Origin of the sequence: Listeria monocytogenes (assembly GCF_900187225.1) — a bacterium.
GTDB lineage: Bacteria > Bacillota > Bacilli > Lactobacillales > Listeriaceae > Listeria > Listeria monocytogenes.
The window spans coordinates 1,206,939-1,222,775 of sequence record NZ_LT906436.1 but is presented as its reverse complement, the minus strand read 5'-3'; the positions used below and the strand labels follow the sequence as shown (position 1 = coordinate 1,222,775).

General features: G+C 39.0%; 13 protein-coding genes. 2 read left to right on the top strand and 11 right to left on the bottom strand.

Features of this window, described 5'->3' with window-relative positions; genetic code table 11:
• Positions 1–5 precede the first annotated feature (5 nt).
• Positions 6–806: a glutamate racemase gene (gene racE / locus CKV70_RS06260; protein WP_003723856.1), complete on the bottom strand. Its 801-nt coding sequence runs from the start codon at positions 804–806 to the stop codon at positions 6–8.
• A gap of 147 nt (positions 807–953) precedes the next feature.
• Here racE and CKV70_RS06255 point away from each other — a divergent pair, with 147 nt between their 5' ends.
• A complete protein-coding gene (locus tag CKV70_RS06255; protein ID WP_003733801.1) occupies positions 954–1,448 on the top strand; it encodes a YslB family protein in 495 nt (164 codons plus the stop codon).
• Between the two features lie 55 nt (positions 1,449–1,503).
• Here the strand turns inward: CKV70_RS06255 and CKV70_RS06250 are convergent, their stop codons facing one another.
• From CKV70_RS06250 to zapA, 7 genes are all read right to left on the bottom strand, one after another.
• Entirely contained in the window at positions 1,504–2,718 is a 1,215-nt protein-coding gene (locus CKV70_RS06250) for an aspartate kinase (RefSeq protein WP_003732778.1), read from the bottom strand.
• Between the two features lie 189 nt (positions 2,719–2,907).
• A complete protein-coding gene (gene uvrC, locus CKV70_RS06245; protein ID WP_014600780.1) occupies positions 2,908–4,719 on the bottom strand; it encodes an excinuclease ABC subunit UvrC in 1,812 nt (603 codons plus the stop codon).
• A gap of 75 nt (positions 4,720–4,794) precedes the next feature.
• Complete coding sequence (gene trxA / locus CKV70_RS06240) at positions 4,795–5,106, bottom strand: thioredoxin (protein WP_003723853.1); 312 nt, start codon at positions 5,104–5,106, stop codon at positions 4,795–4,797.
• Positions 5,107–5,186: 80 nt separating this feature from the next.
• Entirely contained in the window at positions 5,187–7,544 is a 2,358-nt protein-coding gene (locus CKV70_RS06235; protein WP_010989713.1) for an endonuclease MutS2, read from the bottom strand.
• Positions 7,545–7,566: 22 nt separating this feature from the next.
• A complete protein-coding gene (gene polX, locus CKV70_RS06230; RefSeq protein WP_003723851.1) occupies positions 7,567–9,279 on the bottom strand; it encodes a DNA polymerase/3'-5' exonuclease PolX in 1,713 nt (570 codons plus the stop codon).
• A 92-nt stretch (positions 9,280–9,371) separates the two neighbouring features.
• Complete coding sequence (locus tag CKV70_RS06225; RefSeq protein ID WP_012951513.1) at positions 9,372–9,914, bottom strand: CvpA family protein; 543 nt, start codon at positions 9,912–9,914, stop codon at positions 9,372–9,374.
• Positions 9,914–10,177 carry a cell division protein ZapA gene (gene zapA / locus CKV70_RS06220; RefSeq protein ID WP_022741830.1) on the bottom strand — a complete coding sequence of 88 codons (264 nt, stop codon included), beginning with the start codon at positions 10,175–10,177 and terminating at the stop codon, positions 9,914–9,916. Before zapA ends, CKV70_RS06225 begins: the two co-directional genes overlap by 1 nt.
• Before the next feature lie 153 nt (positions 10,178–10,330).
• Between zapA and rnhC the strand changes: the two genes are divergently transcribed.
• Positions 10,331–11,257 (top strand): ribonuclease HIII, encoded by a 927-nt coding sequence (gene rnhC / locus CKV70_RS06215; RefSeq protein WP_072215733.1) that lies wholly within the window; start codon positions 10,331–10,333, stop codon positions 11,255–11,257.
• 37 nt (positions 11,258–11,294) lie between these two features.
• Here the strand turns inward: rnhC and CKV70_RS06210 are convergent, their stop codons facing one another.
• The 3 genes from CKV70_RS06210 to CKV70_RS06200 form a co-directional block, all read right to left on the bottom strand.
• On the bottom strand, positions 11,295–11,969 hold the full coding sequence (locus CKV70_RS06210; protein WP_003732773.1) for a uracil-DNA glycosylase: 675 nt from the start codon (positions 11,967–11,969) through the stop codon (positions 11,295–11,297).
• 106 nt (positions 11,970–12,075) lie between these two features.
• Positions 12,076–15,276, bottom strand: coding sequence for an MMPL family transporter (locus CKV70_RS06205; protein WP_014600778.1), 3,201 nt, complete (start codon positions 15,274–15,276; stop codon positions 12,076–12,078).
• A gap of 15 nt (positions 15,277–15,291) precedes the next feature.
• Positions 15,292–15,744, bottom strand: coding sequence for a MarR family winged helix-turn-helix transcriptional regulator (locus CKV70_RS06200; protein ID WP_003721623.1), 453 nt, complete (start codon positions 15,742–15,744; stop codon positions 15,292–15,294).
• Positions 15,745–15,837: the final 93 nt, after the last annotated feature.

Below are 15,837 nucleotides of genomic sequence, written 5' to 3'. Positions count from 1 at the left end.
ACCTCTTATTTTCCTAATTTAATATGTTCTACAGTCATATCTGGCATATTTAACCAGTCTTTTGCAATATCTTTAAAAATTTGTGTCGAGCCCGTAGTGAAAAAACGGTGCTCAATTTCTTCGTCTGTAGCATCTAATAAATTATGGTAATCCAGTAACGCGCTAACTTCACTAGCAGTTTCTTCTCCGGAGTTAATAACAGCAACGCCGTCTCCCATAAAGTTCTCGATAATTGGTTTTAAAAGTGGGTAATGTGTACAGCCCAAAATCACCGTATCAATCTTGGTACTTTTCAGTGGTAAGAGTGATTCGGCTACTACTTTTTTGGCAATGGCGCTTTTGTATTCGCCCGATTCTACGACAGATACAAATTTTGGACATGCGAGTGAATCAACCTCAACTCTGCGGTTCAGTCCTTTGAGCGCTGTTGGGTAAGCCATGCTTTCGACTGTACCAAGTGTTCCTAATACGCCAATTTTGTTGTTTCTTGTTGCTTTGAGAGCGGCTCTTGAACCTGGTTGGATTACACCAATCACAGGAATATCCAATTTTTCACGAATATCATATAAAGCTGCTGCTGTCGCTGTATTACATGCAATTACGAGCATTTTGATACCACGGTCTACTAGAAAATTAGTCATTTCCCAAGTAAACTTAGCTACTTCTTCTTTGTCGCGTGGTCCATAAGGGCAGCGTGCGGTATCACCTAAATAATATACTTGTTCATGGGGTAGCTGTTTTAGCACTTCTCGCACTACTGTCAAACCGCCTACTCCCGAATCAATAAAGCCAATAGCTTGTTTCACAGTCTCGCCTCAATTTCTTTATTAATTTCCAATTTTTTTATCTATACCTTCCATTTTCTTATTTTTTCGGCTTTTTCGCAAGTCTTTTTTGAGAAAAAAGGTTTTTTGTGGAAATTTATTTATTGTGCTTTCCATTTTAGGGTAATTTTGGTTATAATGGTGTATGAAAGTGGGGTATCCGAAATGACAGAAAATGAACAAAATAAACACGAGGAAAAAGCTCTCGTTCCAAGCTTTGGTTTAGATTTACTACGAGATTATTTAATTCCTGAATTACTTGGAGATGAGGCACCTCACATTATGTACTGGGCGGGGAAAGACTTGGCACGCAAATTTCCACTCGATTCTCTAGAAGAAGTAGCAGAATTTTTTGAAGAAGCCTCTTGGGGTAATTTTAGCATTTTGAAAGAAAAGAAAGATGAAATGCGTTTACTTTTAGAAGGTGAAACAGTAGCTGCTCGTTTCCGTACACAAGAAGAACCTACATTTAAACTTGAAGCTGGCTTTATCGCAGAACAATTGCAATCACAGAAAAAGCTGTATACAGAAAGCTATGATGAAATTGATAAACGTAAAAAACAAGTAACCATTATCGTTAAATGGGATCGTAAAGAAACGATTGATAACGAAGAACGCTACTAAAACAATAAGCTTGCAGTAACAAAGAGAAATTTACTTTGATGCTGCAAGCTTATTTTTATTTATCGAGTTCAAATTGGTCGTGTAAAACTTGGGCTGCTTCGACCATTTTACGAGCTGGTACGACAGTAGAAACTTTGATTTCGGATGTGCTAATCATTTTTATTGGAATATTATTTTCTGTTAAAGCTTCAAACATTTGTGCAGCTACACCTGGATTACTTACCATTCCAGAGCCAACTATAGATACTTTCGCTAATTCTTGCTCGGACTCTAGCTTTTCGATTTGAAGTAATTCTTTGCTTTCTTCTAAAACTGCTAGTGTGGCTAACAGTGCGCTTGTTTTGATAGTGAAGGATAGATTACCGTGACCTAGTCCAGTAATTCCTTGGATAATAATATCTACATCAATATTATTTTCTGCTAATTTTGTAAAGACTTTAGAAACTCGCATTGCTTCTTTTTGTTTCCAGTGGATAGTTACACGGGTGATTTGGTCTTCAAAAGCAATTCCACGGACTACTTTGGTATTTTCCATTGTTAAATCCTCCTCGATCATTGTTCCTGGTACTTGTTCGTGACTCGCTCTAACTTCAAGCGGAATTCGGAAATTTTTGGCATATTCAACGGAGCGTGGATGTAAAACGCCGGCACCAAGATTAGCTAATTCTAACATTTCATCATAGGTGATTTGCTCCAGCTTTTGGGCTTTTTTCACGTAGCGTGGATCTGTTGTAAATACACCGACTACATCCGTACAAATCGCGCATTTTTCGGCGTTTAGAGCTGAGGCAATGGCGACGGCGGTTGTGTCTGATCCACCTCGTCCTAATGTAGTAATTTCACCATCTGTTGTGAAACCTTGAAAACCTGCAACAACAACAATTTGTCCCGCATCAAGCGCAGATTCAATACGAGCACTATCAATATCGGCAATTCTCGCATTACTATGTACGGCTTCTGTTTCAATTCCCGCTTGCCATCCTGTATAGGATATAGCATCGTGCCCTTTTTCTTTTAATGTCATCGCAAGTAAAGCAATTGTGATTTGTTCACCGGTAGAAAGTAGCATATCCATTTCGCGTTTATCTGGTGCCTCGCTAATTTCTTCCGCCATTGCGACTAATTTGTCGGTTGATTTCCCCATTGCGGAAACGACGACGATGACTTTATTTCCTTGTTTTTTTTCATAAATGGCTTGATCTGCTGTTTTCCCGATTTTATCCACCGTGCTCACAGATGTTCCACCAAATTTTAATACGACTAGTCCCAATCTCGTTCCCTCCTGCCTTGTAAGTTCTTTTCATCAATGTTTATATTTTAGCGCATTTATGTATTGAAGGGAAGTTTATTATATATAAAAGCCATTTTATCTGACGTGTTAGTTCATATATGTAACAATTTTTACGCAATAAAACACCAATAACATCAAAGTCATTGGCGTTTATAATCGTGTTGAAAATCATTTTTGCTCGGTATTTTTTGCTTTTTCATTGAATGCTGTGATGTGTTTATGCACTTCCTCAGCAACATTCAAAGGGACACCGGCTTCTTTAATTTCTTCTATAGATGCTTCTTTTAATTTTTTCATGGAGCCGAAGTGTTTAAGCAATTTTTTCTTGCGACCGGGTCCTACTCCTGGGATGCCGTCAAGAATGGATTGGAAGCCAGTTTTGCTACGGAGTTGACGGTGGAATGTAATGGCAAAACGATGGACTTCATCTTGCATGCGCTGTAGCAAATAGAATTCTTGGCTGTTTCTTTCGAGTGGAACAATTTCTAATGGATCCCCAAATAATAGTTGACTAGTGCGGTGTTTGTCGTCTTTTGCAAGTCCTGCTACTGGAATATCTAAGCCTAGCTCATTCGTTAGGACATCTTTGGCACTGTCAATTTGTCCTTTACCACCATCAATTAAGATTAAATCAGGCATTGGTAGCCCTTCTTTAAGCACTCGCCAGTAACGGCGGCGGATAACTTCGCGCATCGTTGCGTAATCATCAGGTCCTTCTACGGTTTTGATTTTGTATTTACGGTAATCATTTTTACTTGGTTTGCCATCGAGGAATGTGACCATCGCGGAAACTGGGTCTGTACCGTGAATATTGGAGTTATCGAAGGCTTCCACACGTGATGGAGTTGGGATTCCCATTGCTTCACCAAGTCGTTCTACTGCTCCGACTGTGCGTTCTTCATTACGTTCAAGTAGCATAAATTTTTCGTTTAAGGCAATTTTAGCATTTTTGTAAGCAAGTTTTACGAGATCTTTTTTGTTTCCGCGTTGTGGTACGATGATTTTTGTGTCGGGAACGATCGCTTGAACGGCTTCGCTATCAACATCATCTGGCAAATAAATTTCTTTAGGCGGAATATGATTGGTTTTTTGGTAAAATTGACCAATAAATGTGAGGAAATCTTCATCCGCATCATTATAAAATGGAAACTGGGAAACATCGCGCTCAATCAGTTTCCCTTGACGAATGAAGAATACTTGGACGCACATCCAGCCTTTATCAATTGCATAACCAAAGACATCACGGTCAACGAAATCATTCATCGTCATTTTTTGTTTTTCCATCGTTGTTTCGATTGCGTTGATTTGGTCGCGAAATTCCCCTGCTTTTTCAAATTCCATATTTTCAGCTGCTTCTTGCATTTTTTTCATTAAATCATTTTTGACGGTTTTATAGCCGCCATTTAGGAATGCGACTATCTCGTCTTGCATTTCTTTATACTTACTTGCTTCCACGTCAAATACACACGGGGCAAGGCATTGTCCAAGGTGATAGTACAAACACACTTTATTTGGTAGCGTACTGCATTTACGTAATGGATACAGTCGATCTAAAATACGTTTTACTTCATTTGCAGCGTAGACATTTGGATACGGGCCGAAATATTTCCCTTTGTCTTTTTTTACTTGGCGGGTAATAATCAGGCGTGGATGTCGTTCGTTCGTGATTTTAATAAACGGGTAAGTTTTATCATCTTTTAGGCGAATATTAAAACGTGGGTCGTGTTTTTTAATTAAATTAATTTCTAGTAGCAATGCTTCTACGTTGGATGATGTTACTATATATTCAAAGTCCACAATTTCTTGGACTAAGCGTTGCGTTTTACTGTCGTGCGTTCCCGAAAAATAAGAGCGAACACGATTTTTTAAAATTTTTGCTTTCCCAACATAAATGATGGTTCCTTGTCTATCTTTCATCAAATAACAACCAGGTTGGTCTGGCAGAAGCGCTAGTTTATTTTGGATATGTTCAGAAGACATTTTATCAACTCCAGTTACACATTTAAAAAGAAGCCTAGAATGTTTGTTCTAAGCTTCTTTCATTTTAGCATAATTTTAAACGTATTTGTTGATGACTTCATCCAGTTCTTCTTTTGGACGGTAGCCGATAATTGTTTCTACTACTTCGCCGTCCTTTTTGATAAGAAGTGTCGGAATACTCATCACACCAAAGCTTCCAGGTGTTTCTGGGTTTTCATCTACGTCCATTTTGACGATTTTAAGTGCTTCGCCGCGTTCTTCTTGTATTTCTTCTAAAACTGGAGCCACCATGCGGCAAGGACCACACCATGTTGCCCAGAAATCTGTTAATACTAAGCCTTCGCTAGTTTCTTGTTCAAATGTTGCATCTGTAATTTCTTTTACCATGATTTAATTCACTCCTTATGACTTTTGTACACACAGTATAGCACCTAGACCTATTTGGAGCCATGTTTTTGCTCACTTGTTTACTTGAACTCAACGATGGTTACGCCGTTCCCGCCTTCTGCTGCTGCACCGAAACGAATCGATTTGACCATGCGATGATTTTTCAGATACTCTGTGACGCCAGTTCTAAGGGCACCAGTTCCTTTACCGTGAATAATGGCAACTTGAGGATATCCTGCGAGCAGTGCTTCATCCAAGTATTTGTCGACTTTTTGCAAAGCATCTTCGTAACGTTCGCCGCGCAAATCGAGTTCGCTTTTAGCTGGAGAACCACTACTATGAACCGATGTAATGATTCGTTGTTTTTTTGGTTTTTCTGGTTGAATATATTCTAAGTCAGCGGTTTTGATTTTCATTTTGATTATGCCGATTTGGACGTTCCATTCTTTATCGCTAATTTTGTTTAAAAGTGTGCCTTTTTGGCCAAGTGAGAGGACGCGAACATTGTCTCCTTCTTGGAATACGTGTGGCTTTTGTTTTGGTGCTTGTGGGATGGTTTTGTTGATTGTTTTTGGTTTAGCATTCCCAAGTCTTGTTTTGGCATCGATAAGTTCATGTTCTTTGATTCCTGCCGCTCCGTTTAATTGCATGGTGCGTAATTCGCGGATTATTTCTTCGGCCTCAGCTTCGGCTTTTTCCACAATAGTTGCCGCTTTTTCACTCGCTTGTTCGATTAATTTATCTTTTTGTTGATAATAATTAGTGATTTCTTTTTGTAAATCTTTTAAAAGGTTATCAGCCCCGCGAGCTAATTCGCGCGCTTCTTCATATTCGGTTTCTGCTAGATTTCGTTTTTCTTCTAGACTAGAAATCATATCATTTAAATCAGCGCTTTCAGTATCAACAAGGCTCCTTGCTTCTGTGATAATATTTTCGCTTAATCCTAAGCGGCGTGAAATATCAAAAGCATTACTTCGACCGGGTACACCAATTAATAATTTGTAAGTTGGACTAAGTGTTTCGACATTAAACTCAACAGATGCATTGGTTGCATGAACACGGTTGTAACCATATGCTTTTAATTCAGGATAATGAGTCGTTGCAACAACACTTGCGCCTTTTTCGTGACTCGCATCAAGTATTGCAATGGCCAGAGCCGCTCCTTCTTGCGGATCAGTTCCTGCCCCAAGTTCATCATATAAAATAAGTGATTTCTGATTTACCTTTTCCAAAATGGAAACAATATTCGTCATGTGAGACGAGAACGTACTTAAACTTTGTTCGATGGATTGTTCGTCTCCAATATCGGCAAATACATGCTCAAAAACAGCAATAGTAGAATCTTCTTGAGCTGGGATTTGCAGTCCGGATTGCGCCATGAGCGTCAGTAATCCCAACGTTTTTAGAGTAATTGTTTTACCACCTGTGTTTGGACCAGTAATAACGATGGTAGTGAAATCTTCCCCTAAATAAATGTCATTCGCCACAACTTTTGCAGCATCTAACAGCGGATGTCGTGCCGCAATTAAATGTACGACACCAGCATCACTCAAATGCGGTGTTACGGCTTTCATCGCTTTCCCGAAACGTGCTTTTGCGAAAATAAAATCAAAGCGCCCTAATATGAATGTATTATGATGAATTTCATTAATCCAAGCAGCTAAAGAAGCAGAAATTTCAGCAAGAATGCGTTCTATTTCTTGTTTTTCCTTTGCTTGAAGTGCTTTTCGTTCGTTATTTAAATCCACTACACTTTGCGGCTCAATGAAAAGTGTTTGACCGGAAGCAGACTGGTCATGAACGATACCACCATAATGACCTTTGTATTCTTGTTTAACTGGGATAACATAACGATCATTTCGAATTGTAATAACCGCATCGCTTAACATTTTAGAGGCATTACGATCGCGCAAATAAGATTCTAGTTTTTCACGTACGCGGTCTTCGGTACGTCGGAGTGTTCGGCGAATCGTACTAAGCGCTTCACTCGCAGTATCTAACACTTTCCCGCTTTCATCTACTGAAATCGCAATATCCTCTTCTACTTCTTTTAGTACTAAAAGTTCATCCGAAAGGGCCCCGAGTATAGGCAATTCGACACCGATTTCCAGTAAATCGTTCATAAAATTCTTCATTTGACGGCTAACGCGCAAGTTACTACCTATTTGGTAAATTTCTAGCCCGTTTAAATCGCCACCAATCTCTAAACGTTTCAAATGTGCAAAAACATCTGTTAGACCAGTAATTGGCGCACTTCCCCGTAAACGAATAATCTTGGCTCCTTCTTCTGTTTCAAGTTGCGTTTTTTGAACTACTTGAAAATCAGTTGCTGGAGCGAGTTCTAAAATGGCTTGCTCCCCTAGTGACGAAGAAGCAAATTCGGTGAGTTGTTTTTTTATTTTATCAAATTCTAAAATGGCTTCTACTTTTTTTTCCATTAGTCATCCTTCTTTTTAAAAGTTATTTATTCTGTAAAAATTGTTTAAATTCAGCTGCAGTTTTCGTATTCAGGATTGCTGATTTGCCGAGCCAGGCTTTTGTGGCAGCTCGAACGCCAATAGACATGAAATCAAGGTGTTTCGTGTCGTGCGCATCTGTGTTAATCGCAATCGGCACCCCAGCAGCGTGAGCCATTTCTAAATGCTCGCGGTTTAAATCAAGACGCTGCGGATTAGCATTTAATTCTAAGGCAGTTCCTGTACTTTTAGCTAATTGGATCAGTTCTTTCATATTAACATGATACGGCTTTCTTTTCACGACAATTCTACCCGTTGGATGTGCAATCAGACGCACATATGGATTTTCACAGGCTGTTTTTAATCGCTTCATAATTTCTTCCTCTGATTGTTGGAAACTGGAATGGATAGACGCGATAACAAAATCTAGCTGTTTCAAAGTCTCATCATCAAAATCAAGTGATCCATCAGCCAATATATCCATTTCAACGCCGGAATAGACATCAATTTCTGGATATTTAGCAGCTATTTTTTTAATTTCTGCTTGCTGCTCCAATAATCTTTTTTCGTCCAGACCATTAGCTACTCGCAAAAATTTCCCGTGATCTGTAATAACCATGTATTCGTATCCTTTTGCGATACAAGCTTCGATCATCTCAGGAATCGCGTACGCCCCGTCAGACCAAGTTGTATGCATGTGCAAGTCCCCGCGGATATCACTTAACTCAAGGAATTTTGTGTCCTTCGTTACGCGCTCAATTTCTGTGCCATCTCGGCGAACTTCAGGTGGGAGAAACGGTATCTTAAAATGCTCGAAAAATGTTTTTTCCGATTCAAAATGGCGAACAGTTCCATCTTCTTGTTCCACACCATATTCGCTTATTTTTTCATTTGACTGTTTAGCTAATTGGCGCATTTTGATATTATGATCTTTAGAACCAGTGAAATGATGAAGTGTTGTTGCGAAAGCTTTCTTTTCTACTAAGCGGAAATCCACTGAGATAGTAATGTTATCTTCTAATACAGCTGATACTTTTGTTTCACCAGCTCCAATAACGTCCGTAATTAATGGAAATGCAAGTAAAGCTTTTTGTACATCTTCTGGTTTTTCCGTCGCAATAACATAATCTAAATCTTTGACCGTTTCCCGTAATCTACGTAAACTGCCGGCTTGCGCGAAAGTTTCGATTGGTGCGATTTCAGCAAGATAGGCCTCTACTTTTTTTATGATTGGTAAGACATCATTTAGTGGGTATCTATCAGGACGCTCACCCATTTCACGCACTGCTTCGGCCATTTTTTCAGCAGACTTTTTACCAAAACCTTTCAATGCTTCGATATGACCATTTTCTGCTTCTTGGAGCAATGTATCTTTATCCACCACACCAAGCTCATGATAAAGACGCGATAATTTCTTACCACCAAGCCCTGGCACATCTAAAAGTGGAACGAGACCTGCTGGGACTTCTTTTTTTAGCTCCTCAAGTTCTGGACATTCTCCACTATCTAAATAACGTTGGATAATTTCACCCGTAGTTTTTCCGATACCGCTAATCTTCGTAAAATCATCAATTTCAGATAGACTTCTGCTATCTAATTCAATTGCCTGCGCAGCTTTGCGGAACGCAGATATTTTAAAACTATTTTCTCCTTTTAATTCCATATAAGTGGCAATTTCTTCGAGTAAACGAATAATTTCTTTTTTATTAGTAGCCATCTTTAATCCCTCCCTATAAAATCATTAAAAAATACCAGAGAAATCCTATCCAAAATTGGCTAAGAGTATACATCTGGTATCGAATGTTTCTTTTATTTTGGCAGAATGTCTGTCATCCAGTCATAAAATTGTTCTGACAAAATTGGCGTTTTTTCAAGCATCCACTGGGCAACCGTCGAGCTATCGATGAGATTTTCAGACCAATTCGCCGGGTAAATTGCCATGATGAACAAGACAACAAAAATAATTAAGTAGGACTTAATAACACCAAAAACAGCTGCTAACAATCCATTAATTTGGCGCAGGACTGGAATCTTAGTCAAGCCACCAACAAGTGATGCAAGCATGTGAACGACAATGATTGCGACAATAAAAATAATCGCAAATCCAAGTACGTTATAATAAGCCGTTTCTGTTCGTAATTCTTGTAAAATAATAGATAATCCATCTGCAGTATCACTACCTGGATAAGGTATAAAAGTTAAATGTGGCGCTAAATCTTCGTAATACGTATACGAGATAAAAAATGCCAAAATATAACCTAATAATAAGATAAGTTGTTTGATAAGGCCTGTTCTAAATCCTGCAAAAAAGCCGCAAACAAGTAAAATTAAAATAATCGCATTTAAAATCATTAATCTCTTCCTTTAATTCGAGCCAGTTCTTGCTCTAACTCTAGATATTTTTGTTCTAGTTTTAAGTAATCATTTGTCGCATTTACAGCCGTTAGTACAGCGAGCCTACCACTATCTAGTGCGTGATTTTGGGAGCCGATTTCGTGCATTTTTTCATCGACCTCGCGAGCTACTTTTCGTAAGTGGTCTGTTGTTTCTACGCCAACAATCGTATATTCTCTACCGTAAATTGTTGTCACTACTTTATTTCTCTCATTTGCCACGTAAATTCCTCCTCGCCCAAATTCGTTTAGGCCACTACTTGTCATAATCTTATCACGAAAAAGCAGGAAAGAAAAGAGTCAACCACCCGTTTAGCCGATATTCAGTCTTTCGTCGTAGTATGTTACAATAGAACTTTGAAAGGATGATGCCTTATCGCAAATACAGTTATCTTAGTTGATCAACCAACACTTGAAAAAATGAAACAAACATATCTCCCTTTTTCTAATCCAAAGCTACCACCAGGAGCTGTTTTCGCTGCAAAAAAACCTGGTGTTTCCATCACTGGCTACAAATCGCGCAAAGTGATGTTCCAAGGAGTAAACGGAGAAGCAGAAGCAAAAAAATGGGTAGCGACTCTTCCAGAATCCAAAGCAAAAGCGCCCTCCGTCTCTAAAGGGATTCTTCCGGCAAACTTCGCATCAAAAAATGTCATTGGTTCAGATGAAGTTGGCACTGGCGATTTTTTTGGCCCGATTACGGTTTGTGCCGCATACGTGGACGCGGAAATGATGCCACTTTTAAAAGAGCTAGGCGTAAAAGATTCTAAAGCGATGAAAGATCCAGAAATTTGTCGCATTGCCGAGAAAATCATGCCACTTGTTCCACATAGTGTGCTACTTTGCCCTAATCCTAAATACAACGAACTCCAAAAAAGAGGCATGAACCAAGGACAAATGAAAGCCTTATTACATAATCGCGCAATTGAAAACGTCTTGAAAAAGCTTGCTCCAATTAAACCAGAAGCGATTTTAATTGATCAATTTGCTGAAAAAAATACGTATTACCGTTATTTAGCAAAAGAACCAAGCATTATTCGAGAAGATGTATTTTTTGCGACAAAAGCAGAAGGGTTACATCTTTCTGTAGCTGCTGCTTCGATTATTGCTCGTTATAAGTTTGTGCAAGCTTTTGATGCGATGTCAAAAGAAGTTGGCATCTCGCTTCCAAAAGGCGCAGGACCTCATGTGGATGCTGTTGCAGCGGAAATCATCGAACGATTCGGTCTGGAAACATTAGCTAAATATACAAAACAACATTTCGCTAATACAGAGAAAGCATTAAAAATGGTTAAAAAGTAAAAAAACATCTCGTCAATGAATGGCGGGATGTTTTTATTTATATAGAAGGAATTTGCCAATCAATTGGTTTTACACCATTTTGTTCTAAGAATTGATTCGTCTTAGAAAAATGTTTGCATCCCATAAAACCGCGCGATGCTGAAAGCGGGCTAGGATGAACGGATGTAAACGCAGTATGTTTCGGGTTTGTTAATAATTGCAACTTTTCTTTCGCATTGCTTCCCCATAGTAAAAAAACTACTGGTTCTTCTTTTTGATTAATGATTTCAATAATGTGGTTCGTTAGTATTTCCCAGCCTTGTCCTCGGTGTGAGTTAGCTTGACCAGCGCGTACAGTTAGAACCGTATTTAATAGTAGCACTCCTTGATCTGCCCACGGTATCAAATAACCATTATTTGGAATCTCACAATTTAAGTCGTTATGTAATTCTAAATAAATATTTTGCAGTGATGGTGGAATCTGTACTCCTTGTTGAACGGAAAATGAGAGCCCGTGTGCTTGACCTGGTCCATGATATGGGTCTTGTCCGAGAATTACCACTTTGACATCTTTATAGGCGGTATGCTTTAATGCATTGAAAATATCGTACATGTCCGGAAAAACTTTTTTCGTTTGGTATTCTTTTTTTAGGAACTGGCGAAGGGTTAAATAATACGGTTGGTTAAACTCATTTTTTAGTAACTCATCCCAGTCATTTCCGAGTTTTATCATAGTTCCTTCCTCCTTCATTCATCTATATACATTTATCTTAGCAAATTATTTTTTGAAATCAAACTAAAAACCGCACTCCCTTTATAAAGGAATGCGGTTTATTGTGTTATTTTTTCGGTGGTACGTTTTCTTGATGGTCGCCTTTTCTTGTGATAAATGGCCACCAATTGCCTCGTCCGAATAGTTTAACCATTACGGGAACGAAGAGCGGTAGAATTACTACGGCGTAAAGTACTAAGCCTATTAGAACGACAGTCGCTATTTCAAGTAAGGAAAGTACGCCAGCTGGCATCATTGCGGCGAATGTTCCCCCGAGAATAATGACGGCTGAGAAAATAACACCACCCATATTTTTCATGGCTTTTATCATTCTATCGCGTACAGAAAGTCCGTTGTATTCGTTAAATCTTGACATCAAGAAGATCGAATAATCGATACCGAGCGCGACGAGTACTACAAATCCGAAGAACGGTGTTGCCCACGTTAGACCACTGTATCCAAGAATTCGCATGAAGATAATTTCTGCGAACCCAAGTGCAGCAAAGTACGTTAATATGAGTGATGCAATCAGATAAATTGGCATTACTAGGGAACGTAGGACAATGACTAGTGTTACGAAAACACTCGCTAGAACGATCACAAGAACCAAATGATAGTCAGCTGTTGACATATCTCTCGTATCATAATTGGCACTCGTCATTCCACCAATACCTATTTTCGCATTTTCCAGTTTGGTCCCTTTCATACTGGCTGCAAGTTGGTCATTAATGTCATCAATCGAATCCATCGCTTCATTAGAGTATGGATTTTTAGTCAAAATCACGTTAATAGTTGCCAGTTTTCCATCAGATGAGATGTATTGATCTAATACTTTTTGGAAATCAGCATTTTTTAGTAGCGCATCCGGTACATAAATTCCGGAACTTGCGTAAGGAACTTTTGACCAATCATCAATTAGTCCGTTCGCTGTGTTTAGCCCACTTTCTACTTTGCCTAATCCATCTGCACCTGAAGTTAAACCATCTGTTAATTGACCCATTTGACCGCTAATGCCTGCAAATCCGTCTTTTAAGGCACCTTGTCCAGCAGCGATTTGCGTTAGAGCATTAGAGACTTCCGGCATTTTGGAAACTACTTGCCCTTGCCCAACTGCTGCTTGGTTAAGGCCTTTTTCTAATTGATCTAGTCCTGTTTCGATTTGACCAAGGCCTGTACTAAAAGCGCTAAGTCCATCCGAAATTTGTTTGGACTGCTCGTTTAATTGATTCATCGCTGTTGCGAGTTGTTGGATACCTTGATTTAGTTCTTTCATTTTTGCTTGAAGTGCTGCCATTTGCTGTCCAGCAGAGGTTTTCAGTTCGTTTCCAGCTGTTTCTAAGCCTTGAATATCTGCGGCTAGTTTTTGGAAACGAGGGTCATTTCTCACTTCTGGATGCGCTGCTGCGAATGCTTGGAAAGAGGCACCGATTTTTTTGAATTGCTCTTCTAGTTTGGAAGTATCAATTGCTTGAGAGCTTGGGTTTTCAAAACCTTTTAGTTGGTCAGCTACATTTTGTAAGTTTTTCTGAATCTCAGCGTATCCAGCTTGGATTTGCGCTTCTCCATTTTGTAACGTAGCTAGTTGTGATTTGGCTTCTGCTACACCTTGTTTTAAGTCGCCAGCTCCAGTTGCTCCGCTTTCAATGCCTTTTTGAATTTGTGCAAGGGCTGTTTGTAATTGGTTAATTCCTTCTTGTGTTGCGACAGTGCCTTTTTGTAAGTCACCAACTCCTGCAACGGCTTTATCAAGGGCCGGCTCTGATTTTTTGAGTTCTGAACTTGCTGAATCTAAACCTTTTTTCACTTCTCCTACGCCATCAGTCGCTTGACCTACGCCGTCGTTTACTTGTCCAGCTTGGTTTTTAATGTAAATATCATCTACTCGTTTTCCGGCTGGACGTGAAGCACTCATGACCATATCGATGCCTTTTAAATGAGATAAATCATCGGAAATTTTTTCAATTTGAGCGATGTAATCTGTTGTACGCATATTATCGTCATTTTCAATAAAGATTTGTGTTGGCGCAACTTGCCCTGCTCCAAAACTATCCGATACGATTTCAAAACCTTTTTTGGAAGGATATTTGTCACTAATTTCGTCTAGTGAGTTGAATGATTCTGTTCCTGTATGCAGTAAGATTGGCGGCAACGTGATAGCTGCAACGATTAATAAAGCAATCCACGGTCTTGCAAAAGTAAATTTACCAGCGGCGCCCCAAATTTTATTTTCTTTATGGCTAATATTTTTATTTAATGGCCAGAATAAATGGGTTCCGAGCGTACTCATAAAGAATGGTACGAGCGTGTAAAGTGCAGCTAGTAAAACGACAATTCCAACGCCGACTGCCACTGCAGAACGATATAAATCAAATTGAACAAAATAAAGTGAAGTAAATGCTACTAGAACAGCTACACCACTATAGATGACTGTTTTTCCAGCTGTACGATACGTTGCATGAACAGCTTCTCGTGGGTTGAGACCGGCTCCCATTTCTTCTTTAAATCGACTCATTAAGAGAATACAATAGTCGGTCCCAATTCCGAACATAATACAAACCATAAAGATTTGCGTGTACGTAGAGACTGGGAAATTAAAGATATCAATTAAGAATGCTACAGTACTTTGCGCAACGAGGTAACTAATTCCTACTGTTATAAGTGGAATAAACGGTGCCACTGCTGAGCGGAATACAAGGAATAATACGACTAAAATAAAGACAACAGTGATGCCTTCTGTTTTATGTAAACCGTCTTCAGACCCTTGAACTACGTCTTCTTGAATTAGTTTATTACCTGTTAAATACGTGTCAACACCTTTTACATCCATTTTTTTGTCTAGTGCGTTACGTATGCTTTTAACCGAAGCATCCGTATCATCTACGGTTAAACTTGCTACCATTGTTTTACCATCTTTTGCTAAAAACTTATCTTTAAGCTCTGGTTGGTTAAAGCTTGATAACACGTTTGTTACGTGAAGTTCGTCTTTATCTTTTTCGATAGAGTCGAGTGATTTCTGGATATCGTTTAATTCTGTTCCAGTTAACTTATGGTCGGCTGTATAAACAGCAATGTAAGCTGAACCCTTGTCATCTGGATTATGTTTCTTTTGCATTTCCGTTGCTAGTGATGACGGATAGCCATCAGGCAGCTTTAATTCGCCTTTTTCGCGTACAAGATCTGCCATGGGTGGTGCAATAAACATTAGTACGACTGCTGCTGCAAGCCAAAACGCTAAAATGGCCCAGCGGAGTTTCATAATCCATTTCATGCCAAATCTCTCCTTTTATTGTCTAGGCTCAACAACCGACTTGGTAATCTTTTGAAATAATTCAAAAAATTGTTCGCTGTCTTTTTCCCCTAGTATTTCGAGCCATTCATTCACGAGTAACTCTAATTGTTTTTCGCATTCTTCGTAAACGTTATTCCCTTTTTCTGAGATAGTTAAAACTACGGCTCGTTTATCTAGTTGGTTTCGTTCTCGTCTTATGTAGCCTTTTTCTACTAATTTTTTCAGCTTAGGTGTAATAGCGCTCTTATTTACCGCTAAAGTGGCTGCTAGTTCTGTTGCGCTAATACCATCATAGGTAGCAATTTCGCGCAGAACAAAAAACTGCTCAATGGAAAGGTCCACAGTACTTGCTGAAATTTCTGAAATAGCTTGGTGTATTTGATTCATCGCAAATATGTATGTTTGTTGGTAACTTTTTATCAGTTGCTTTACTTTTTGTCTTTCCAAATAAAGTTCACCCCCTTAACTATTTTTTAGTTTAAGCTTTATTTATTTTTAAGTCAAATGAAAAGAACTTGCCGATAAAAACAAGTTCTTTTC